This is a genomic window from Microbacterium schleiferi (assembly GCF_020781975.1).
In the GTDB taxonomy this organism is placed as follows: domain Bacteria; phylum Actinomycetota; class Actinomycetes; order Actinomycetales; family Microbacteriaceae; genus Microbacterium.
This window is the reverse complement of record NZ_JAJGNI010000007.1, coordinates 67,242-87,108: the sequence shown is the minus strand read 5'-3', so window position 1 is coordinate 87,108 and position 19,867 is coordinate 67,242. Positions and strand designations below refer to the sequence as shown.

Annotated in this window: 21 protein-coding genes; 9 read left to right on the top strand and 12 right to left on the bottom strand. The window is 67.0% G+C overall.

Annotation, left to right across the window (positions count from 1 at the left end; all coding sequences use genetic code 11):
* Window positions 1–37: 37 nt before the first annotated feature.
* The 7 genes from LL236_RS09690 to LL236_RS09660 all read right to left on the bottom strand — a co-directional run bounded on the left by LL236_RS09690 (window position 38) and on the right by LL236_RS09660 (window position 5,666).
* The gene (locus tag LL236_RS09690) at window positions 38–442 is read right to left on the bottom strand and encodes a PIN domain-containing protein (RefSeq protein WP_228178544.1); all 405 of its coding nucleotides are present in this window, start codon (window positions 440–442) and stop codon (window positions 38–40) included.
* Window positions 439–660 (bottom strand): type II toxin-antitoxin system VapB family antitoxin, encoded by a 222-nt coding sequence (locus LL236_RS09685; protein ID WP_228178543.1) that lies wholly within the window; start codon window positions 658–660, stop codon window positions 439–441. The genes LL236_RS09690 and LL236_RS09685 overlap by 4 nt, the downstream gene beginning before the upstream one ends.
* Window positions 661–706: 46 nt before the next feature.
* Complete coding sequence (locus LL236_RS09680; RefSeq protein WP_228178542.1) at window positions 707–1,651, bottom strand: siderophore-interacting protein; 945 nt, start codon at window positions 1,649–1,651, stop codon at window positions 707–709.
* Window positions 1,638–2,447 carry an ABC transporter ATP-binding protein gene (locus LL236_RS09675; RefSeq protein ID WP_228178675.1) on the bottom strand — a complete coding sequence of 270 codons (810 nt, stop codon included), beginning with the start codon at window positions 2,445–2,447 and terminating at the stop codon, window positions 1,638–1,640. The genes LL236_RS09680 and LL236_RS09675 overlap by 14 nt, the downstream gene beginning before the upstream one ends.
* A 74-nt stretch (window positions 2,448–2,521) precedes the next feature.
* Window positions 2,522–3,592, bottom strand: a complete 1,071-nt coding sequence (locus LL236_RS09670) for a FecCD family ABC transporter permease (protein WP_228178541.1) — start codon at window positions 3,590–3,592, stop codon at window positions 2,522–2,524.
* Window positions 3,589–4,635: a FecCD family ABC transporter permease gene (locus tag LL236_RS09665; protein WP_228178540.1), complete on the bottom strand. Its 1,047-nt coding sequence runs from the start codon at window positions 4,633–4,635 to the stop codon at window positions 3,589–3,591. The genes LL236_RS09670 and LL236_RS09665 overlap by 4 nt, the downstream gene beginning before the upstream one ends.
* Window positions 4,632–5,666 (bottom strand): iron-siderophore ABC transporter substrate-binding protein, encoded by a 1,035-nt coding sequence (locus tag LL236_RS09660; RefSeq protein WP_228178539.1) that lies wholly within the window; start codon window positions 5,664–5,666, stop codon window positions 4,632–4,634. Before LL236_RS09660 ends, LL236_RS09665 begins: the two co-directional genes overlap by 4 nt.
* Before the next feature lie 188 nt (window positions 5,667–5,854).
* Between LL236_RS09660 and LL236_RS09655 the strand changes: the two genes are divergently transcribed.
* Window positions 5,855–6,913 (top strand): SDR family NAD(P)-dependent oxidoreductase, encoded by a 1,059-nt coding sequence (locus LL236_RS09655; protein ID WP_228178538.1) that lies wholly within the window; start codon window positions 5,855–5,857, stop codon window positions 6,911–6,913.
* Window position 6,914: 1 nt separating this feature from the next.
* Here the strand turns inward: LL236_RS09655 and LL236_RS09650 are convergent, their stop codons facing one another.
* A complete protein-coding gene (locus LL236_RS09650) occupies window positions 6,915–7,475 on the bottom strand; it encodes a TetR/AcrR family transcriptional regulator (protein WP_228178537.1) in 561 nt (186 codons plus the stop codon).
* Between the two features lie 168 nt (window positions 7,476–7,643).
* Between LL236_RS09650 and LL236_RS09645 the strand changes: the two genes are divergently transcribed.
* The 6 genes from LL236_RS09645 (at window position 7,644) to LL236_RS09620 (ending at window position 13,858) form a co-directional block, all read left to right on the top strand.
* A complete protein-coding gene (locus LL236_RS09645; RefSeq protein WP_228178536.1) occupies window positions 7,644–8,114 on the top strand; it encodes an Lrp/AsnC family transcriptional regulator in 471 nt (156 codons plus the stop codon).
* A 43-nt stretch (window positions 8,115–8,157) separates the two neighbouring features.
* Entirely contained in the window at window positions 8,158–9,546 is a 1,389-nt protein-coding gene (locus tag LL236_RS09640; RefSeq protein ID WP_228178535.1) for an aspartate aminotransferase family protein, read from the top strand.
* Between the two features lie 204 nt (window positions 9,547–9,750).
* Window positions 9,751–10,992 carry an ABC transporter substrate-binding protein gene (locus LL236_RS09635; RefSeq protein ID WP_228178534.1) on the top strand — a complete coding sequence of 414 codons (1,242 nt, stop codon included), beginning with the start codon at window positions 9,751–9,753 and terminating at the stop codon, window positions 10,990–10,992.
* Window positions 10,993–10,998: 6 nt separating this feature from the next.
* Entirely contained in the window at window positions 10,999–12,144 is a 1,146-nt protein-coding gene (locus LL236_RS09630; protein WP_228178533.1) for an ABC transporter ATP-binding protein, read from the top strand.
* A 2-nt stretch (window positions 12,145–12,146) separates the two neighbouring features.
* The gene (locus LL236_RS09625; protein ID WP_228178532.1) at window positions 12,147–13,058 is read left to right on the top strand and encodes an ABC transporter permease; all 912 of its coding nucleotides are present in this window, start codon (window positions 12,147–12,149) and stop codon (window positions 13,056–13,058) included.
* Window positions 13,059–13,072: 14 nt separating this feature from the next.
* Window positions 13,073–13,858, top strand: a complete 786-nt coding sequence (locus LL236_RS09620) for an ABC transporter permease (protein WP_228178531.1) — start codon at window positions 13,073–13,075, stop codon at window positions 13,856–13,858.
* 58 nt (window positions 13,859–13,916) lie between these two features.
* Here LL236_RS09620 and LL236_RS09615 read toward each other — a convergent pair whose 3' ends face one another.
* A complete protein-coding gene (locus LL236_RS09615) occupies window positions 13,917–14,372 on the bottom strand; it encodes an SRPBCC family protein (protein ID WP_228178530.1) in 456 nt (151 codons plus the stop codon).
* A 167-nt stretch (window positions 14,373–14,539) separates the two neighbouring features.
* Between LL236_RS09615 and LL236_RS09610 the strand changes: the two genes are divergently transcribed.
* Window positions 14,540–15,511: a DNA topoisomerase IB gene (locus LL236_RS09610; protein WP_228178529.1), complete on the top strand. Its 972-nt coding sequence runs from the start codon at window positions 14,540–14,542 to the stop codon at window positions 15,509–15,511.
* Window positions 15,512–15,525: 14 nt separating this feature from the next.
* On the opposite strand, the gene LL236_RS09605 is transcribed toward LL236_RS09610, so the two are convergent.
* Genes LL236_RS09605 through LL236_RS09595 form a run of 3 tightly spaced genes read right to left on the bottom strand, consistent with a single transcriptional unit; the run spans window position 15,526 to window position 18,627 of the window.
* Entirely contained in the window at window positions 15,526–16,380 is an 855-nt protein-coding gene (locus tag LL236_RS09605) for an N-acyl homoserine lactonase family protein (protein WP_228178528.1), read from the bottom strand.
* A 56-nt stretch (window positions 16,381–16,436) separates the two neighbouring features.
* Window positions 16,437–17,249: a TspO/MBR family protein gene (locus tag LL236_RS09600; RefSeq protein ID WP_228178527.1), complete on the bottom strand. Its 813-nt coding sequence runs from the start codon at window positions 17,247–17,249 to the stop codon at window positions 16,437–16,439.
* Window positions 17,250–17,289: 40 nt separating this feature from the next.
* Window positions 17,290–18,627, bottom strand: coding sequence for an HNH endonuclease signature motif containing protein (locus tag LL236_RS09595; RefSeq protein WP_228178526.1), 1,338 nt, complete (start codon window positions 18,625–18,627; stop codon window positions 17,290–17,292).
* Window positions 18,628–18,780: 153 nt separating this feature from the next.
* Here LL236_RS09595 and LL236_RS09590 point away from each other — a divergent pair, with 153 nt between their 5' ends.
* Complete coding sequence (locus tag LL236_RS09590) at window positions 18,781–19,854, top strand: winged helix DNA-binding domain-containing protein (protein ID WP_228178525.1); 1,074 nt, start codon at window positions 18,781–18,783, stop codon at window positions 19,852–19,854.
* The last annotated feature ends 13 nt before the right edge of the window (window positions 19,855–19,867 follow it).

Below are 19,867 nucleotides of genomic sequence, written 5' to 3'. Positions count from 1 at the left end.
ACCGGATCTGCCCCCACCGGTGTTGGACGGCAGCGGTTTAGGCCTCCACGTACTCCTGCCTGACCGCACCCCGGGTCGCGACCGCGATGTAACCGAAGTCGCGGTCGGAGTTCAGAACGACGGCGTCATTGACGACCGCGTAGGCCGCGATGAGGCAATCCAACGCCGCAGCCGCGCGCACGAACCCCGAATCCCAGAGCGCCTGCTGAATGTCGAGCGCCTGACGCTCGTCGGGATGCTCCCACGCGGGCAAGAGTTGCGCCATGTCCGCGCGGAGTTCCTGGTGCTCCTGCGGAGTCCGTGCCGAATGGCAGTACTCGAGAACCTGAGGCGGGCAGGTAATGAGCAGGTGCGCGGGCGAGAGCTCCCGGAGCCTGGCCGCGATCACCTCACTCTTTGAGGCCTTCTGCCAGATGCTGTTGTCGACGAGGTACGTCGTCACTGGCCAGCAGTCGCCGCCGCCGCCGGGATCGTCGGAGCATCGATTTGGTCGGGTTCGAAATTGCGGGCAATGATTCGCTCGACAGCGGCAGGCTGACGACGAACGGCGATAAGAGTGCGCAGCGCGAGGTCTACCGTTTCGCGATTAGAGGTCGTGCCAGCAAGCTCCTTCGCCTGACGCAGCTCGTCCGGGTCGATATCGATTGACGTGACGGCCATGAACCCCTCCTCCGTGTTTGTATAGAGGAGTATATAGACTCCCGACTCAGCCGCGCATGGCGACGCCGCGGCGCCAGTAGCCCATGAACGCGACCTGCGAGCGATGGATGCCGAGATCCTTCACGAGGTGCCGGCGCAGGGTCGTGACGACCGAGCTCTCCCCCGCGATCCAGAAGTAGCGATCGATCGCCTCGACCGCGTCATCCAGTTCCTCACCCGAGCCCGAGAAGACGGGGGTTTCCCACAGGAGTTCCTCGGTCCCGTCATCCGTCACCGTCACGGTCGCCGTCGCGCCCAGGTGACCGAGCACGGTTGGGATGAGCCGCGACCCGTTCGCCGCGCCCTCCCGCGCGACCCAGCGCACCTCGACACCCTCGGGCGCGTCGATCGCGAGCGCGTCCTCGGCGTGGGGCACCTCGATCACAGCGAGGCCGGCAGCGTCGCGGTCGATGTCTTCGAGGATGCGGGCAATCGCCGGTGCCGCGGTCTCGTCGCCCGCGAGCAGAATCTCGCGCGCTTCGCCGGGCGCGTACTCGATGCCGCCGCCGTTCGGGCGGCCCCGGCGCGGTCCGATGATCAGCAGCTCATCGCCGACGGATGTCTGACTCGCCCAGGCCGACGCAGGACCGGTGAACCCGGGCTCGAGGTGCAGCACGAAGTCGATCACGACAGCGGTGCCGCCCTCCTCAACGCGCAGCTCCCGAATCGAGTAGGTGCGCATCGAGCCGCGCTCCTCCTCGGGAACGGCGAGGAACGCCGCCCACCAGTCGCCATCCGGGTGCTCGAGGTCGGGAAGCCGGCCCGAACTCGGCGGGAAGATCAGCTTGATGCGCTGGTCGAGGATGCGCTCGGGGTCACCGAACTCATCGAGGTCCGCGCCGCCGAACGTGATGCGCGCGAAGCTCGGCGAGAGCAGCTCGACCGAGCGAACAGCGGCGCGCGCCACCACGAACGGCGACGCCTCGACGACGGTGGATTCAACGACGGACATGGTGCCTCCCCATGGGCAGAACGACGGGCGAACCTGAGACGGGATCGGGGATGACGCGGCTGTCCATCCCGAACACGTCGCGAACAAGGTCTTCGGTGACGACCGCGTCGGGCGCGCCGCAGGCGTGGACCTGGCCATCCTTCATCGCCACGAGCTCATCGGCATACCGCGCCGCAAGGTTCAGGTCATGCAGCACCATGACGATCGTCGTGCCCCGGCTGCGGTTCAGATCGGTGAGCAGATCGAGCACCTCGATCTGGTGGGCGACGTCGAGGAAGGTCGTCGGTTCATCCAGCAGCAGGATGCCGGTCTCTTGCGCGAGTGCCATGGCAATCCATACGCGTTGACGCTGCCCACCCGAGAGCTCATCGACCGAGCGGTCGGCAAGGTCTGCGATGTCGGTGGCCTCGAGCGACTCCGCGACGACCTGATAGTCCTTGGCGCTCCAGCGGGCGAGCATTCGCTGGTGCGGATGCCGCCCCCGGCCCACGAGGTCGGCAACCGCAATGCCCTCGGGCGCGATGGGGTTCTGCGGCAGCAGGCCGATCTCGCACGCGATCTGCTTCGTCGGGGTGCGGTGGATTTCGCGGCCATCGAGCACGACCCGCCCGGCCTGCGGCGGGAGCAGACGGGCGAACGCGCGCAGAAGCGTCGACTTTCCGCATCCGTTGGCCCCGACGATCGTCGTGATCGCGCCGGTGCGAATCTGCAGGTCGAGGTCACTGACGACCGCGCGGTCGCCGTACGCGAGCGCGAGGCCCTCGGCGGCGAGCCTGTGGCCGACCGAGCCCGGCACCGATGCCGGATCGAGCGACGCGGAGGCCGCAGGGGCAGCATCCGGCGCCAGGAGCGTGGTTCCAAGAGGCGGGTTCACAGGGATCCTCCCGACCGGTGCGTGCGCACCAAGAGATAGACGAGGTAGGGCGCGCCGAGGATGCCGGTGATGACCCCGACCGGGTAGCGCGATTCGAAAGCCCACTGGCCGACGAGGTCGGCAACGAGCACCAGGAGCGCCCCGACAAGGCCCGCCGGCAGCAGGAGCGAGGGTCCGGGGCCCAGCAGCCGCGCAGCGATCGGCCCAGCCATGAAGGCGACGAAGGCGATAGGGCCGGTCGCGGCGGTGGCGAAGGCAAGCAGGATGACGGCACCGAGAATGAACAAAACGCGGGTGGGCGAGACGCGCAGGCCGAGGGCCGCGGCAGAGTCATCGCCGAGGCGCAAAATGTCGAGATCACCGCTGCGGGCGAGCATGACCGGCACGACGAGCAGCATCACGATGACGAGCGGCACGAGCCGTTCCCAGGATGCGTTGTTCAGGCTCCCCGAGAGCCACTGCATCGCGGCCTGCAGGTCCCATTCGGCGGCGCCCGAGAGCAGATATGCGATGAGGCTCTGGATCATCGCGGCAACACCGATGCCGATGAGGATGAGCCGGGCGCCGGCGAACCCGCCGCGGTTTGCCAGCAGGTAGATCGCGCCGGCGGTGACCACAGCGCCGATGAGGGCGACGACCGAGACAGCGATGTCGCTCAGCGAGAAGACGATGATGCCGGTCACCGCGGCAAGACTCGCGCCGGCGCTGATGCCGATGACATCCGGCGAGGCGAGCGGGTTTCGCAGCATCGTCTGGAACGTCACCCCCGCCATCCCGAACGCGAAGCCTGACAACAGGGCGAGCAGCGCGCGCGGCAGGCGCAGCTCACCGACGGTGAAGGATGCTCCGGGCACGGTTTCGCCGAGGATGACGCGCACGACGTCGACCGGCGTATAGAAGGTGTGCCCGACCATCGTGCTGATGGCGACGACGGCCAGGACGATCACGGCGAGGATCGCGGTGATCACGGTCCAACGGCGGCGGCGGATGCGGCGACCGCGAGCGATCGCGGCGGCGGTCGTCGAGACCGCGGCGGGGGTAGCCGTGGGGATAAGGGTGGCGGTCATAGCTCGCGCACCTTCTGACGGCGGACGATCCAAATGAACACCGGTGCTCCGATGAGGGCGGTCACGATGCCCACTTCGATCTCTTCGGGCTTGGCGACCAGGCGCCCGACGATGTCGGCGGCAAGCAGCAGCACGGCGCCGCCGATCGCCGACAGCGGCAGCAGCCAACGGTGGTCGGGTCCGACCAGCAGCCGCACGAGGTGCGGGATGACGAGACCGACGAACGCGATCGGGCCGGCGATCGCGGTTGCTGCGCCACACAGGATGACGGCACCTGCCGACGAGATCAGCCGCGTGCGCGACACGTGCTCGCCGAGTCCCGCTGCCAGGTCGTCGCCGAGCGCGAGCGAGTTCAGGCCGCGCGCTGTCGCGAACACGATCAGGGCACCGATCAGCAGCGCGGGCGCGACCACGGCGATGCGGTCCCATTCGGCGCCGCCGACGCCGCCGATCTGCCAGAACCGGAAGGTCGACATCACATCGATGCGCGGCAGCAAGATGGCGCTCACGAGTGAGGCGAGGGCAGCCGCGGTCGCGGCGCCTGCCAGCGCGAGCTTGAGCGGTGTCGCTCCCCCGCGCCCGAGCGAGCCCACGGCGTAGACGAAGATCGCCGCTGCGGCAGCGCCCAGGATCGCGAGGCCCATCTGGCCGTACGGGTCGACGATGCCGAAGAACGCGAGCCCGGCGACGACGGCCAGTGCCGCACCGCTCATGACCCCGAAGATGCCGGGGTCGGCCAGTGGATTGCGTGTGACTGCCTGCATGCTCGCGCCCGCGAGGGCGAGGGAGGCGCCGACGAGGATCGCGAGCACGGTGCGCGGCATCCGTTTGATGACCGCTGCTGACTCGATCGAGGAGGCGTTGCCGGAAAGGCCCGCAACGAGATCGGCGGGACTCACGTCGGCGACCCCGAAGGCGACGGATGCCACGGCGAGCACCACGAGGAGGGCGATGCTCGCGATCAGCCACGCGACGCGCACCGATACCGATCGTCGCAGCGAGGCGACGGCCGGTACCGGTGCGGGCGCGTGGAGGGTGGTCACTGCTGTGCAGAGACTCCGGAGGCGAGCAGAGCGAAGTAGTCGTCAACGCCCCAGCCGATCGACAGCGGCGACGGGTTCGCGGATGCCGCCAGCGGCGTGCTGTTCTCGAGCACGACGATCGAACCGTTCGCGATCGCCGGGATCTGCGAGAGCAGCGGATCAGCCTGCAGCTGCTCGACGATGTCGCTGCCGGGGTCGCCGTAGGTGACGAACACATCGACGTCCGCGAAGCGGTCTGCCTCTTCGGCGCTGACCGAGGTGTAGAACTCCTCGGTATTCGCCGACTCTTCGGCAACGATCTCGGGAACGGGGAACCCGATGCTCTCGAGGAAGCCGGGGCGCGTGTCGTGGCTCGTGTAGAAGCCGATCTGGCTGAAGTCAGACGGGTCGATGTAGCTGAAGAGGATGCGAGCGCCGTCGAGCTCGGGGTAGTTCTCGAGCGAGGTAGAGACCGTCTCGTGCAGTTCGTCGATCAGCTCATTGCCCTCGGCCGAGAGACCGAGCGCCGCGGAGTTCATGCGGATCATGTCTTCGTACGAGGTACCCCAGGCGACCTCGGGATAAGCGACGACGGGCGCGATCTTCGACAGGGTGTCGTAGTCCTCCTGTGTGAGCCCCGAGTACGCGGCAAGGATGACGTCAGGCTGCGTGTCTGCCACGGCCTCGAAGTCGATTCCGTCGGTCTCATCGAACAGAACGGGGGTTTCGGCGCCGAGTTCCTCGAGCTTGTCTTCGACCCAGGGCAGCACACCGTCGCCGTCGTCGTCACCCCAGGTCGCCTTGCTCATGCCGACCGGAACGACGCCCAGCGCCAGGGGTACCTCGTGGTTTGACCAGGCGACTGTCGCGACCCGCTCGGGCTTCTGCTCGATGACGGTCTCGCCGTAGGCGTGCTCGATCGTGACAGGGAAGGCACCGGTTTCGGTCGATTCGGTGTCGGTGGTCCCGGCATCCGTCGAGGACGAACACGCGGCAAGGGAACCGGTCAGGGCCACGGCGATGCCGAGGGCGATGAGACGGGAGGCGCGCACGGGCGCTCCTTTCGTGGGCTGCTGTGGAAGGGCTCACTCTCGAATTGGTAAGCCTCGCCTAACCTACCTTGCCTCCGAACCATCCTTCAATCTGAAGGTTCATCCAGCAGACTCTGTCAACTTTGTTGACTCGTTCTCTAGACTGGGATCACGCGGTCCCGAAACCGCGACTGACTCAAGGAGGAGACATGGCCAAAGACAAGGCACTCACCGCAAAATCATCGATCGGCGCGTGGTTGAAGCATCCGGTCGGCGGCCCGATCCTGCGCGACCTGCTCGCCCAGGGCGGCCAGAAAGAGTCGGCCCTGGCCCCCGTCAAGCTCTTCTCGCTCGAGCGAGTCGCCGCCATGAGCGGCGGGCAGATGTCGCAAGAGCTGATCGACGATATGGTTCGTCGCGCCAACGACCCGAGCGCATTGGCCGCTGCGCCTGCAGCTGACGACGATGGCGAGGATGACGAGGACGAGCCTCCCGCTCCCCCGATGGCGGCCCCGTGGGTCGAGCGCATCACGCCCGGCCGATTCGATGGCAAGACGGTCATCGTGACCGGCGCCGGTTCGGGAATCGGACGCGCGGTGGCTGCCCGCGTTGCAGCCGAAGGCGGGAAGGTCGTCGCTGTCGACATTTCGCAGGAGCGCCTCGATGCGGCGGTCGCCGAGATGCCCGGCGCTGTCGCGGTTGCCGGCGACATCACCTCGGAGGACTCGATCGCGAAGATCGTCGCGGCAGCCGACGGACGCGTCGACGGGCTTGCGAACGTCGCGGGAATCATGGATGACATGACGCCGCTGCACGAAGTGAGCGACGCCGTCTGGTCGCGCGTCATGGCTGTCAACGTCGAGGGGACCTTCCGACTCACTCGCGCGGTCCTCCCCCTCATGCTCGAGGCCGGCGGCGGATCGATCGTGAACGTGGCGTCCGAGGCGGGGCTTCGCGGCTCAGCTGCGGGCCTTGCCTACACGACCTCGAAGCACGCCGTCGTAGGCCTCACCAAAAGCACGTCGTTCATGTACGCGGCAAAGAATATTCGCGTGAACGCGGTCGCTCCGGGGCCGGTCGCTACCGGAATCGAGGCGTCGTTCGCCTCCGAACTCGGCCAGGAGCGCGTCGGGCTCGCGATGACGATCCTGCCGCCGATCGCCGAGGCAGCTCAGCTCGCGGCATCCATCACGTGGCTGCTGAGCGATGACGCGACAAACGTCTCGGGCGTCATCCTGCCGTCTGACGGCGGCTGGTCGGCGATCTAGCTCAGCCGGTGATCGCTGCCTGTAGCAGCGCTCCGTAGCGGCCGATGAGGGTCTCGCGCTCCAGATGCGCGAGACCCTCATCGCGCACCACCCACAGGCTGTAGAGCAGGCCGCCGACCACGGCGGCAGCCATCCGCGCACGCGTGTCGGCATCCGCCGCATGAGCAGGCGACGCTGCGATCCGTGCGCGGAACGGCCGCACGAATCCCTCCTCGTGCGCGGCTCGCAGGTGGGTCCAGATGCCGCCGGAATCGCTGGCTCGCAGGAGCGCCAGATAAATGCCGCGAATGTCGGCGTCGTCGTCGAGGATGAACGCGATGAACCGCTCACCGAGGGTCTCGAGCGGACCCTCGAAGGCAGTAGCCGCGACCTGCACCTCCATGGTCTCCATGAAGAGCTGTTCTTTCGAGCCGAAGTGGCGGATGACCAGTGCCGGGTCAACGGATGCCTCGCTTGCGATCTCGCGCACCGAGGTCCGCGCGTAGCCGTTCTCGGCGAATAGACGCTGCGCAGCCTCCCAGATCGCCCGCTTGGAGGCTGGCGCGTGTTCGGGCAGGCTCATCCCCCCATGGTCGCACGTCGCCCTCTCGCCAGGAGGAGGCCCACCTGCGAACCACACGGTTCTGATTTCCTCCGCGAAGACGCGTCGCATCTGCGGATTCCGCATATATCGCTGCAATGATCGACGCTTTCGGTTGTCTTCTGACAGCTCCTCTGCGATGATCGTCGCGTGGCAGATCGCACTCCCCGGGTCCAGCAGCTCGACGACATCTCGCGCGCCATCATCGAGCACCTGCAAGCCGACGGCCGGCGCTCGTACGCCGACATCGGCAAAGCCGTGGGGCTCTCAGAGACTGCGGTACGCAATCGCGTGCAGCGCCTCGTCGACGCGGGAGTCATGCAGATCGTCGCGGTCACCGACCCCCTGCAACTCGGCTTCGCGCGACAGGCGATGGTCGGCATCCGGACCTCGGGAGATTCGACGCGCATCGCCGCCGAGGTCTCGGCCCTCCCCGAAGTCACCTACGTGGTGCTCACCGCCGGCAGCTTCGATGTGCTCGCCGAGGTCGTGTGTGCTTCGGATGACGAGCTCATCGATCTGCTCAACAAGCGCGTCCGCGCCATCGACGGCGTCGTCGCCACCGAGTCTTTTGTCTACCTCCGCCTCGTGAAACAGCTCTACGACTGGGGCACGCAGTGATCGCACCCCGCGCCGCCGCTACCGCGCCCCGAAAGGACCCGTCATGAACTCCCCCGCCGATCTGCAGAAGAAGGCCCAAGACCACCTGTGGATGCACTTCACCCGCCAGTCGGTACTGGACACCTCCGGGGTGCCCGTCATCGTGCGCGGCGAAGGCCACCACATCTGGGATGACCGCGGCAAGCGCTACTTCGACGGCCTCTCCGGCCTGTTCGTCGTCAACGCGGGCCACGGCCGCAAGCGGCTCGCTCAGGCTGCTGCGAAGCAGGCCGAAGAGCTCGCGTTCTTCCCGCTGTGGTCGTACGCGCACCCGTCGGCGATCGAGTTGGCCGACCGACTGGCCGACGAGGCACCCGGCGACCTGAACCGCGTGTTCTTCACGACCGGTGGCGGCGAAGCGGTCGAGACCGCCTTCAAGCTGGCTAAGCAGTTCTGGAAGCTGCAGGGCCAGCCCCTCAAGCACAAGGTCATCTCGCGCTCGATCGCCTACCACGGCACCCCGCAGGGGGCCCTGGCGATCACCGGCATCCCGGTCATGAAAGCACCGTTCGAACCGCTCGTGCCCGGAGCCTTCCGGGTACCGAATACCAACGCGTACCGCGCCGAAGAGGCCGGGTTCGTCTGGGACGGCGAGGGCGACCGCCTCGAGGCTTTCGGGCGTTGGGCTGCTGACCGCATCGAAGAGATGATCCTGTTCGAAGGCCCCGAGACGGTTGCCGCCGTCTTCCTCGAGCCGGTGCAGAACTCGGGCGGATGCTTCCCCCCTCCCCCCGGCTACTTCCAGCGCGTCCGCGAGATCTGCGACCGCCACGACGTGCTGCTGGTCTCGGATGAGGTCATCTGCGCGTACGGCCGCATCGGCTACACCTTCGCCTGCAATGCGTACGACTACGTGCCCGACATCATCACCTCGGCCAAGGGCCTCACCAGCGGCTACTCGCCGCTGGGCGCAACCGTGATCTCGGACCGGATCTACGAGCCGTTCCGGCACGGGCACACCTCGTTCCTGCACGGTTACACCTTCGGCGGGCATCCGGTCTCGGCAGCTGTCGCGCTGGAGAACCTCGCGATCTTCGACGAGGAGGGCCTGAACGAGCGCGTCCGCGAGAACTCACCCCTGTTCCGGGCGTCGCTGGAGAAACTGCTGGACCTGCCGATCGTCGGGGACGTGCGCGGTGACGGCTACTTCTTCGGCATCGAGCTCGTGAAAGACAAGGCGACGCGCGAGACGTTCAACGACGACGAGTCCGAGCGGCTCCTGCGCGGATTCCTCTCGGGCGCACTCTATGACGCTGGCCTGTACTGCCGCGCCGATGACCGCGGCGACCCCGTCATCCAGCTCGCGCCGCCGCTCACGATCGGACCTTCAGAGTTCGACGAGCTCGAGCAGATCCTGCGCGACGTTCTCACGCGCGCCGCAAGCCTGCTGTAGCGGATTCGAAAGCTGCGGATTCCGGCCACGTCGGAATCCGCAGCTTTCGCACGTGAAACCGTCGCGCGCGTTACTTGAAACGACAGATTCCTGTATCAAGTTTGTTTCGGACTGCGGATTGCGCTTGCCGCCTCGGGTGATGTCGTGACACGATCACTGACAATCCGTGCACAGCACGCATTCAGCTGATTGAGGTGACCGACTATGCCCGACCGTCCACTCCCCTCCGATCCGATGATCCGAGCGCTGATTTCGCAGGCCCGCGCAGCGCAGATCTCCCGTCGCGGCGTGCTCGCCGGCGCCGGTGCCCTCTCGCTCATGGGATTCCTCGCAGCCTGCACCGGCCGCGTCGGCGGTTCGGACTCCACGGGCGGCTCAGCGCTGACCGCCCCCGAGGACCTCTCGTCGAGCGTGAAGACCCTCACCTGGGCGAACTGGTCGTTCTACCTCGACGAGGATGACGACGGCAACCACCCGACGCTGCAGGCGTTCGAGGACCAGACCGGCATCACCGTCAACTACGACGTTGCGATCGACGACAACAACACCTACTTCGCGAAGGTCCGCGACCAGCTGGCGCTCGGCCAGGGCATCGGCGCCGATACGGTCTGCCTCACCGACTGGATGGCGAACATCTGGATCGCGTCCGGCTACACGCAGGCTTTCGACAAGGCGAAGATGCCCAACGTCTACGCGAACCTCAACCCGAGCCTGATGAACCCGAGCTTCGACCCCGGCCGCGCCAACTCGGTGCCCTGGCAGTCAGGCTTTGCGGGTCTCGCATGGAACACCGAGAAGCTCCCCAACGGCCTGGCATCCGTCGAAGACCTGTGGAACCCCGACCTGAAGGGTCGCGTCGGCGTGCTCAGCGAGATGCGCGACACCATCGGCCTCATCATGCTCAGCCAGGGCGTCGACATCTCGTCGGACTCGTGGGGCGACACCGAGTTCCAGAACGCGATCGACGTTTTCGCGCAGCAGGTCTCGGACGGCCAGATCCGCAACATCAAGGGCAACTCCTACGCCGACGACCTCATCAACGAAGACACACTCGCCGCGATCGTGTGGTCGGGCGACATCACCGCGATCAACGCGGAGGTCGGCTACGACAAGTTCGGGTTCGCCCTCCCCGACTCGGGCGGGACGCTCTGGAGCGACAACTTCATGATCCCGATCGGTTCGCAGCAGAAGACCAACGTCGAGACGTTGATCGACTACTACTACCAGCCCGAGGTCGCCGCCGAGGTCGCCGCCTGGGTGAACTACATCACCCCCGTGGTCGGAGCACAGGAAGCGATGGCCGACATCGACCCCGAGATGGTCGATAACCAGCTCATCTTCCCCGACGAGGCGACGCTCGCGAACGCGTACATCTTCCGGGCGCTCAGCAACCAGGAGCAGGAGAAGTACAACGCCGAGTTCGAAGCCGTCGGGCTCGGCGCCTGACCGGGCATGAGCACATCGACACCCGAGGCCGGCGCTGACCTCGAGCTTCGCGGCATCCGCAAGACCTTTCCGGGCTTCACCGCTCTGCACGATCTGGATCTGGTGATTCCAGCGGGTTCGTTCTTCGCCCTCCTCGGCCCGTCGGGGTGTGGCAAGACTACGACTCTGCGCATCGTCGCGGGCCTCGAGCGACCCACCGCAGGTTCGATCTCGATCGGCGGTAAAGACGTGACATCCGTGCCGCCGCACAAGCGGCCGGTGAACACGGTCTTTCAGAGCTACGCGCTCTTCCCCCACATGACGGTGCAAGAGAACGTCGAGTTCGGGCTGCGTCGGCGCAAGGTGACGGATGCTTCCAACCGCGCTCTGGACGCCCTCAAGCTCGTCGAGCTCGACCACGTCGCGGGGCGCAAGCCCTCGCAGCTGTCGGGTGGTCAGCAGCAGCGTGTCGCGCTGGCGCGGGCGGTCGTCAACCGACCCGCGCTGCTGCTGTTGGATGAGCCCCTCGGAGCCCTCGACCTGAAGCTGCGTCGCCAGATGCAGTCCGAACTGAAGACGATTCAGGACGAGGTTGGGATCACGTTCTTGCACGTGACCCACGACCAGGAAGAGGCCATGACAATGGCCGACACCGTGGCCGTCATGAACCACGGTCGCATCGAGCAGATGGGTCCGCCGCAGGAACTGTACGAACTCCCCCGCACGGGGTTCGTCGCGAGCTTCCTCGGGCAGTCGAACCTGATCCCCGCGACGGTCGAATCAGCGGCAGGTGGCACCCTCGTCGCGCGCACCACGGCTGGGGGCACGCTCCGAATGCCGATCGAGCGCGCCGTCGCGTCATCCGGCCCGATCACGGTGGGTGTGCGGCCCGAGAAACTGATGCTTGCCGCCGAGGCGCCGACCACTGACGACAACGTCCTTGGCCCGGGACGTATCACCGACCTCTCGTTCACCGGTGTGAGCACGCAGTACACCGTCGAGATGCCGGGAATCGGACCCGTCGGGGTGTTCGAGCAGAACATGGTGTTCGGCTCGGTCTTCTCGGTGGGAAGCGAAGTCTGGGTGCGGTGGCGACCCGAGCACACGTTCGGGCTGGATGCCGACGCCCAAGCTGGGGCAGCCGAGGCCATCGCCGACAGCGAGGACTCCTAGCCATGGCGATGTCGGCGCTGGCTGTCGCCGATACGAAGAAGGCGTCGCCGCAGCGTCGCGCCAGCTGGGTGGCGTTCGCGCTGCTGCTGCCGGGGCTCGCCTACCTCGCGCTGTTTTTCGTCGTCCCGTTCGTGTCGCTGCTGATGACCTCGTTCGGCGTGAACGACACGTCGCAGTACGGCGCGTTCTACTACGCCTTCAACTGGCAGAACTACGTCGACGTGATCGCGGAGTACTGGCCCCAGTTCCTCCGCTCGTTCTGGTACGCGCTGCTGGCCACCCTCTTCGCGCTGCTGATCAGCTATCCGATCGCGTACTTCATCGGTGTGGTCCTGCGCGACAGGCCGCTCATCCGGAACCTGCTGCTGGTGCTGGTGATCGCGCCGTTCTTCATCTCGTTCCTGCTGCGGACCTTGGCGTGGAAGGCGCTGTTCGCCGACGAGGGACCCGTCGTCGGGTTCCTGCAGACGATCGGGCTCTTCGGTCCGCAAGATCACATCACGGGCACGGGATTCGCCGTCGTCTTCGGTCTGACCTACAACTTCATCCCGTTCATGACGCTGCCGCTGTTCGCTTCGCTTGACCGGCTCGATACGCGCCTGCTCGAGGCGAGCTCCGACCTGTACGCCACGCCGGGGCAGACGTTCTGGCGGGTCACGTTCCCGCTCTCCCTCCCGGGCGTCGTGTCGGGGACGCTGCTCACTTTCATCCCGGCATCCGGTGACTATGTGAACGCCAGCCAGGCGTTCCTCGGAAGCCCGTCGACGACGATGATCGGAAACGTCATCCAGTCGAAGTTCCTCATCACAGTGAATTACCCACAGGCGGCAGCCCTCAGCATCCTGCTGATGGCCGTCATCCTCATCATCGTCGGCAGCTACGTGCGGCGCACGGGAACGGATGACCTCCTGTGAAAACGCAATGGACCGTGCGGTCCCGAATCCTCGGCATCTACGTCATCGCCGCGTTCGTGGTGCTGCTCATCCCGATCGCTTACACGTTCCTGTTCTCGTTCAACGAGACGACCCGCACCAACATCACCTGGAACGGGTTCACGATCGAGAACTGGCTCACCGTTTGCGAACAGCCCGAAGTGTGTGTGGCGTTCGGCAACAGCATCCTCGTCGGCTTTGTCGCCACGATCATCGCCACGACCCTCGGCACGATGATCGCCCTGGCACTGGTGCGCTACCAGTTCAAGGCCCGCGGCTCGATCAGCCTGCTGCTGTTCCTGCCCATGGCAACCCCCGAGGTCGTCATCGGCGCCGGTCTTGCCGCCCAGTTCCTGACGATGGGCGTCGCGAAAGGCCTCGGCACGATCATCCTGGCCCACACGATGTTCTGCCTGAGCTTCGTCGTGGTGACGGTGCGGGCCCGAGCCCTCTCGCTCGACCCCTCGATCGAAGAGGCCGGACGAGACCTCTACGGCTCGCCGCGCCAGGTGTTCTGGCGCATCACGTTCCCGCTGCTGCTGCCGGGCATCATCGCGGCGGCGCTGCTGTCGTTCAGCCTCAGCTTCGACGACTTCATCATCACGTACTTCACGTCCGGCTCGGTGCAGACCTTCCCGGTCTACATCTACGTTGCGGCTCAGCGCGGCATCCCGCCGCAGGCCAACGTGATCGCGTCAGCGGTGTTCCTGCTCGCGATCATCGGCACGCTGGCGTACGGGATCGTGAACGCGCGCCGTGCGGCGGTTCGTCGGGGTCGCTGAGTGAAACACCGAAGCTCCCCGCACCCTACTGGGCGTGCGGGGAGCTTCGGTGGTGTCGTCAGTTGTGGACTTCGCCGCGCCAGCCGCCGGTCTCGCGGCCGCGGTCTTCGATGAACGACTTGAAGCGCTCCAGGTCCATGCGTGCTGCTGCCTCATCGAGGTTGAGTCCGGCGCCCGCCTTCTCGATGAAGGTCTCGGGCTCCCACTCCATGCGCAATTCAACGCGGGTGCGGTCATCGCTCACAGGTGTGAACGCGACGCGTCCGGTGTGAACCCGCTCCCCCGTGCTCGCCCACTCGATGTGGTCGTCGGGAACCTGGTCGACGATCTCGGCGTCGAACTCGCGCTCGACACCGCCGATGCTGACCGACCAGTGTGTGAGGTCGTCGGTGGTCTGGGTGATGGAGTTCACTGATCCCATGAACTCGGGGAACTCCTCGAACTGCGTCCACTGGTCGTAGACGGCGCGGATCGGTGCGTCCACCTCGATGTCTGCGGTCATCGTGCTTGTCATGACGGTCTCCTTCATGGTCACCGTGCTGCCGGTCGCCGGATCGGCGATCGGTCGACGGCGACGATACGGATGCCGACACGAGTCGCTGAGGGGGTTGACAGCATCCGCGCCGCGGTCAGAATCACCGAACCGCCCTCGCCCCCATCGCGGCGGCGTAGCGTGAACGCATGCCCCGCCTCCGTCGCAGTCGCACCACAGAACCCGGGTTGCGGCGCGTGCGTCGCGGACGGGGGTTCGCCTACCTCGACGAATCGGGTGCGGCGATCACCGACGAGGCCACCCGCGAGCGGATCTCGGACCTCGCGATTCCACCCGCGTGGAACGACGTTTGGATCTCACCGCATCCCCACGGGCACATCCAGGCAACAGGCGTCGACGACGCCGGCAGGCGCCAGTATCTGTATCACCAGGTGTGGCGCGAGCGTCAGGATCGAGTCAAGTTCGAACGGATGCTGGACCTCGCCGAGACGCTACCGGGGGCCCGGCGCACGGTGACGCTCGATCTGCGATCCGACGGGCTCGGGCGCTCCCGCGTCCTGGCGACGGCGTTCCGGATGCTCGACACCGGGAGCCTGCGGGTCGGGTCAGAACGCTACGCGGACGTGCACGGCAGCTATGGCCTGTGCACGCTGCTGTGCGCCCACGCGAGCGTGCACGACGGTGAGCGCGTCGAGCTGCGGTTTCCGGGCAAGAGCGGTCAGCCATGGGAATCGGAGCTGACCGACCCCGACCTCGCTGCGGTGGTGCGAGCCCTGAAACGCCGCGGCGGGCGGGCACGATTGCTGGCCTGGCGCGACGGCGACGGCGAGGTGCACCCGCTGCACCCCGAGGAAATCAATGCCGACATCCGCCGACGCACGGGCGGCGACTTCACCGCCAAGGACTTCCGGACCCTGCACGGCACCGCGGCTGCGGCGCTGAGCCTTGCGAAAGCGGGACCGGTGGAGTCGCCGTCGCGGCGGGCGCGCATGGTCGCCGCGGCGATGCGAGACGCCGCGTTCGTCCTCGGCAACACCCCGGCGATCGCTCGCAGCAGCTACGTGGATCCGCGGATCGTGGAGGCCTACGAGCACGGCACGACGATCGACCCGTCGCGTCCGGCATCCGTGGAGTCGGAGCTGCGCGCGATGCTTCGGTGACGGTGCGCGTGCTGTCAGGCGACGAGTTCGGCCGCCCGGGGATCGTGACCGGCGATCACCTGAAGGCCCGGTAGCCGCTCGCGCAAAGCTGCGAACTGCCGCAGTGTCTCGCGTTGCTGCTTTCTGTCGCCCACGTCCGGAACGACCGCCTTCTCGATGAGGCTCGGATCGTAGGTTGCATCGCCCACGAGCAGGAGCGGGTTTCGTCCGTTGCTGCGGCGGACGAGCAGGCTCATCGACCCGGCGGTGTGACCCGGGGTCGGCAGGAGCGTCAGTGCGCCGTCGCCGAAGATGTCGTACGCGCCGGCGAAGTCGACGAGCGCTGCATCCTCGGACGGCGCGAACGTGACGGGCCGCCACTGAACAGCCGCATCGAGCAAGTGCTCGGCCAAGACGCCGTGCATGTGTGGGGACTTGCCGGTGAGCACGGCATGCTCCTGTTCGCTGACGAGCACCGGGATGCCGGCCGCGGCGAGCTCACCGACGTTTCCTGCGTGGTCATAGTGCAAGTGGGACACTGCGGCGAGGGTAAGTCGCTCGATCGGCACGCCGGCGAGCTCGAGCTGCTCACCCAGTCCCTGGCCGGGTGTCAGGGTCGAATCAACCTGCCGCGCGTAGACCGCGCCGACGAAACCGCCCGGAAAGTACTCGCGCGGCGTGTCGGCTGACGCTGGCGCTTGCCCGGTGTCCCAGAGAACCCAGCCCTGTTCGTGTTCAACGAGAACGACATTGACCGGCAACGGATCCGTCCATCGCCGCGACGTGAAGGTCCACCACAGCATGGGGGTGCCATTGCCGACGATGTTGTGCCGCCGCAGCCGCACCTCGCCGATGCTCAGAACCGATACACGCCCGACGCCGCTAGTCATGTGGTTCAGTGTGCCAGGTCGCTGTTTCGCGCACGGGGCGACGAGGTTCCGGCGTGTCAGTCGGCGAGTGTGCGCTCACGCATGAGCCTGCCGACAACCGGGACGATGATCACGATCACCGCGACGATGATCGCCGTGATCCCGATCGGGACGTCGACGAGGTCACCGAGCAGACGGGCGACGGCGAGCCATCCGAGCCCCCACGCGATCGACAGGACGGGAGCGATACGCCACCCGCCCGACGCCGATATGCCGAGCGCGACAGCGGCAACGACAATGAGCACGATGACTCCGACGACGGATGCCGCGCTCTCCCAGTCGGCGGGGACGGTCGCCGTGAGCGCCGCGGCGATGTTCGCGACGGTAGCAAGGGCCACCCAGCCGAGGTGCAGGCCGGTGACGACGTCGATCAGGATGCCGTCGAGCCAGCCATCGGCCGGCTCCCGGGTGCGGACCGCTCGAAGGTAGGTGATGACGAGCGCTGCGAGGAGCAGGATGATGCAGACCACGGTCGCCCAGACCGAGAGGAACTGCACGGTGACGAGCCAGAGCCCGTTGAGCACCATCGGGAGGGCGATGAGCCAGCCAAGGCTGCGCTGACGATCACGGGCGCGCTGCGACGGGAGCGCCTGCCAGATGACGTAGATCGCGAGGCCGAGATAAATCGGCGTCCAGATGGCGAAGGCCTCGGTAGCCGGCGTGAGGTAGGACGTGTCCGGCGAGAAGGACCCGCCCTGCGCATCCTGAATCGGCGTGCCGCCGAAGGCTCCGAGGCCGACGGCGTCGCCGATGATCATGAAGACGAAGGCCGCGATCACCAGGATCTGGCGGGTCACGTCGCTGCCGCGTGCTGATTCCGTCGCGCTCATGCCCCCCCGGTATTACACACCTGCGGCCAGCGGGCCAGGTTCAGGCTGCGTTGGGGTAGAAGGTGGGGAGGTGTCGCTCGGGCTTCACGATGTACCGGCGCCCGTGTGGGGATACCCATTCCAGGGACCCGTCATTGAGGTGGGTGATGACCCACCCGCCGTGATGCTTCACGGTGTGGTGGCCCTGGCAGAACGGTGCCGTGTTCGTCACCGAGGTTTCTCCACCGTCAGCCCACGCAACCGAATGGTCGATCTGGCACTGCGAGGCAGGTTTCCCGCATCCCGGGCCCATACACCGGTCAGCCCGCCACTTCACCAGCTTCGCCAGCTCCGGTGGTGGCCGATACTTCGTGCGTCCGACACTGATAACGGCACCGGTTTCGGGGTGGGTGAGCACCCGCATCCACCCCGCCGCGGCACCGGCGAGTTCACGGGCCCGTTCGATAGGGATCGGACCGACGCCTTCCACCTCGGCCGGATCCGTCACCCCCTCAACACCCAGGAGCGCGAGGGCGGGGACGGTGACGACCACGGTCGCTTGGATGCCCCGAGCCTGCTTCGGGTGCTGGGGAACGGTCCCGTCGATGAGGAGGTCGCAGAACACGTCAGCCCGAATCTCATCCAACGACCGTTCCGACCCATCCCCCGGCTCCCCACCCCGGGTCGAACCGCGCTCGTGGTCGCGGATCACGACAGCTTTCTGGGTGACCCGCCCGTAAATCGCGTGGGCTTCCACCGACGGGACCAGCGCGTGAACCCACGACATCGAATCCCCCGCCGGCTCCACCATGATCCGACGCCCCCGCACCGCGACCTGGTGACGTTCCGTCAACGTGGGGGCGGTTTCCCGGTCAATCAGGCGGCGTAGCGACCGCCGAAACGATCCCACCGGCAGAGACTCCGCCAACCCCAACGCCCGACCCACCAGGCCCGCGGCGACATCGGGGTGGAGCACGTCGAGGTCATCGACGAGGATCTCCGCGTGACGGACCGTCACCCCCGCACGCGAGAGCGACTCCAACACGGCCGGGTACGAGTGCACGAGCGACTCGGCGCGGGCGAGCATCATCCCCGCCGCGTTCTCCGTGACCCGCAGAGCAGACGCAAGCTCCAAGCGGAGTGAACGCATCACCAGCTCCCGCGACCCACCCCCATACCGGGACACATCATCGAGAGCCTCCAGGCGGAGATCATCGACCCGCGCGAACCGTTGCGCAGCGAACACCGCCTCCAGGTCGGCGGCCTCCATCACCAGGGCGACAGCGTCCGGACGCGGCGGAACCCACCCCGCCACCTCGGCATCCCACTCCCGCACATCACCCTCATACAGGAACACGTCAGCATCCTGAGCCGCAGGCCACTGCCCCGACCCACTCATGCCGACTTCTTCCATACCCCGACACTACGAGGGGGGTCCGACATTCAAACCCCGGGCCACCCGAGACAAAGCCCGGCACTCCGAGCGGCAGCAGTCCACCGGAAGCGCCGCCGTCCCGGCTGCGTGGGGGTGGCGGGTACTACGGTGATCGACATGTCTGTATCCCTCTCCCCCGCCCAGGCGCGGGGCGTACGCCACCGGGCCCAGCTGCTCGGCGGCTCGACCCTTTCCCCTCGGGAGGTGGTGGATCGAGCGGTCGCGCTCCAAGGCCAGGATCTTCCGGCAGTCCTGCGCGCGATCGCTCTGCGGTCGGCCCCGGGAACGACCGTCGACGATGTCCGCGCCGCTTTTGACAGCGGTGAGTTGGTGCGGTCCTGGCCCATGCGCGGCACACTGTTCGCGACGACTCCCGAGCACCTGGCGTCTCTCCTCGCCCTCACCGGCACGAGAACGCTGCAGTCGATGGCGCGGCGCCGGGAGCAACTGGGGCTGGACGACGCCACGATCGACCGCGCGCACGAGGTCGCCGTCGCGGCGCTCGAGACCGCTCCGCTTCGCCGCGCCGACATCCTCGCGACGTGGGAAGATGCCGGGATCTCGACCGACGGCGGGCGCGGGTACCACCTGCTCGTCCACCTGTGCATCAACGGGCTGGCGCACTGGGGCGCATTCGCTCCTGACGGATCGGAGCAGTACCTCACCCTCACGGCGACCCAGCGTGACACCGACACGGATGCCGCACTCAGCCGTATCGTCGCGGGCTATGTCGCCGCGCGGGGGCCGGTGACCCTCGACGACCTGGCCTGGTGGACGAAGCTTCCCAAGACGGGGCTGCGCGCTGCCGCCGCATCCGTCGACCGAATCGAGCTGGCACAGCTCGGCGAGAAGCCCGCATATCTGGATGCCGCGGCATCCGCGTCAGCCGACTCGAACTGGCAAGGGTCTGCTGAAACGGTGACGCTCGTTCCCGCGTTCGACGAGTGGATCCTCGGTTATGCCGACCGGTCGCTCGTGGCCTCCGACGCGATGTTCGACGCTCTCGTTCCCGGCAAGAACGGCGTCTTCCGCCCGGCAGTCCTCGTCGACGGCGTTGTGGTCGGTACCTGGCGCTTCTCGGCGCCTCGAGGTGCGAAGAGCCGGACTCCGGTGGTCGAACTCCTCGAGCCGGTGTCCGGTCGGGCCGCACGACTCATCGATGACGCGCTGGCTGCCTGGCCGCACGACTGACGCGACGTTAGCC

Coding starts and splice junctions, on each gene's coding strand:
- LL236_RS09685 (WP_228178543.1), bottom strand. CDS start 660: ATGGCCGTCACGTCAATCGATATCGACCCGGACGAGCTGCGTCAGGCG.
- LL236_RS09680 (WP_228178542.1), bottom strand. CDS start 1,651: ATGTCCGTCGTTGAATCCACCGTCGTCGAGGCGTCGCCGTTCGTGGTG.
- LL236_RS09670 (WP_228178541.1), bottom strand. CDS start 3,592: ATGACCGCCACCCTTATCCCCACGGCTACCCCCGCCGCGGTCTCGACG.
- LL236_RS09655 (WP_228178538.1), top strand. CDS start 5,855: ATGGCCAAAGACAAGGCACTCACCGCAAAATCATCGATCGGCGCGTGG.
- LL236_RS09650 (WP_228178537.1), bottom strand. CDS start 7,475: ATGAGCCTGCCCGAACACGCGCCAGCCTCCAAGCGGGCGATCTGGGAG.
- LL236_RS09640 (WP_228178535.1), top strand. CDS start 8,158: ATGAACTCCCCCGCCGATCTGCAGAAGAAGGCCCAAGACCACCTGTGG.
- LL236_RS09635 (WP_228178534.1), top strand. CDS start 9,751: ATGCCCGACCGTCCACTCCCCTCCGATCCGATGATCCGAGCGCTGATT.
- LL236_RS09630 (WP_228178533.1), top strand. CDS start 10,999: ATGAGCACATCGACACCCGAGGCCGGCGCTGACCTCGAGCTTCGCGGC.
- LL236_RS09625 (WP_228178532.1), top strand. CDS start 12,147: ATGGCGATGTCGGCGCTGGCTGTCGCCGATACGAAGAAGGCGTCGCCG.
- LL236_RS09615 (WP_228178530.1), bottom strand. CDS start 14,372: ATGACAAGCACGATGACCGCAGACATCGAGGTGGACGCACCGATCCGC.
- LL236_RS09610 (WP_228178529.1), top strand. CDS start 14,540: ATGCCCCGCCTCCGTCGCAGTCGCACCACAGAACCCGGGTTGCGGCGC.
- LL236_RS09605 (WP_228178528.1), bottom strand. CDS start 16,380: ATGACTAGCGGCGTCGGGCGTGTATCGGTTCTGAGCATCGGCGAGGTG.
- LL236_RS09600 (WP_228178527.1), bottom strand. CDS start 17,249: ATGAGCGCGACGGAATCAGCACGCGGCAGCGACGTGACCCGCCAGATC.
- LL236_RS09595 (WP_228178526.1), bottom strand. CDS start 18,627: ATGAGTGGGTCGGGGCAGTGGCCTGCGGCTCAGGATGCTGACGTGTTC.
- LL236_RS09590 (WP_228178525.1), top strand. CDS start 18,781: ATGTCTGTATCCCTCTCCCCCGCCCAGGCGCGGGGCGTACGCCACCGG.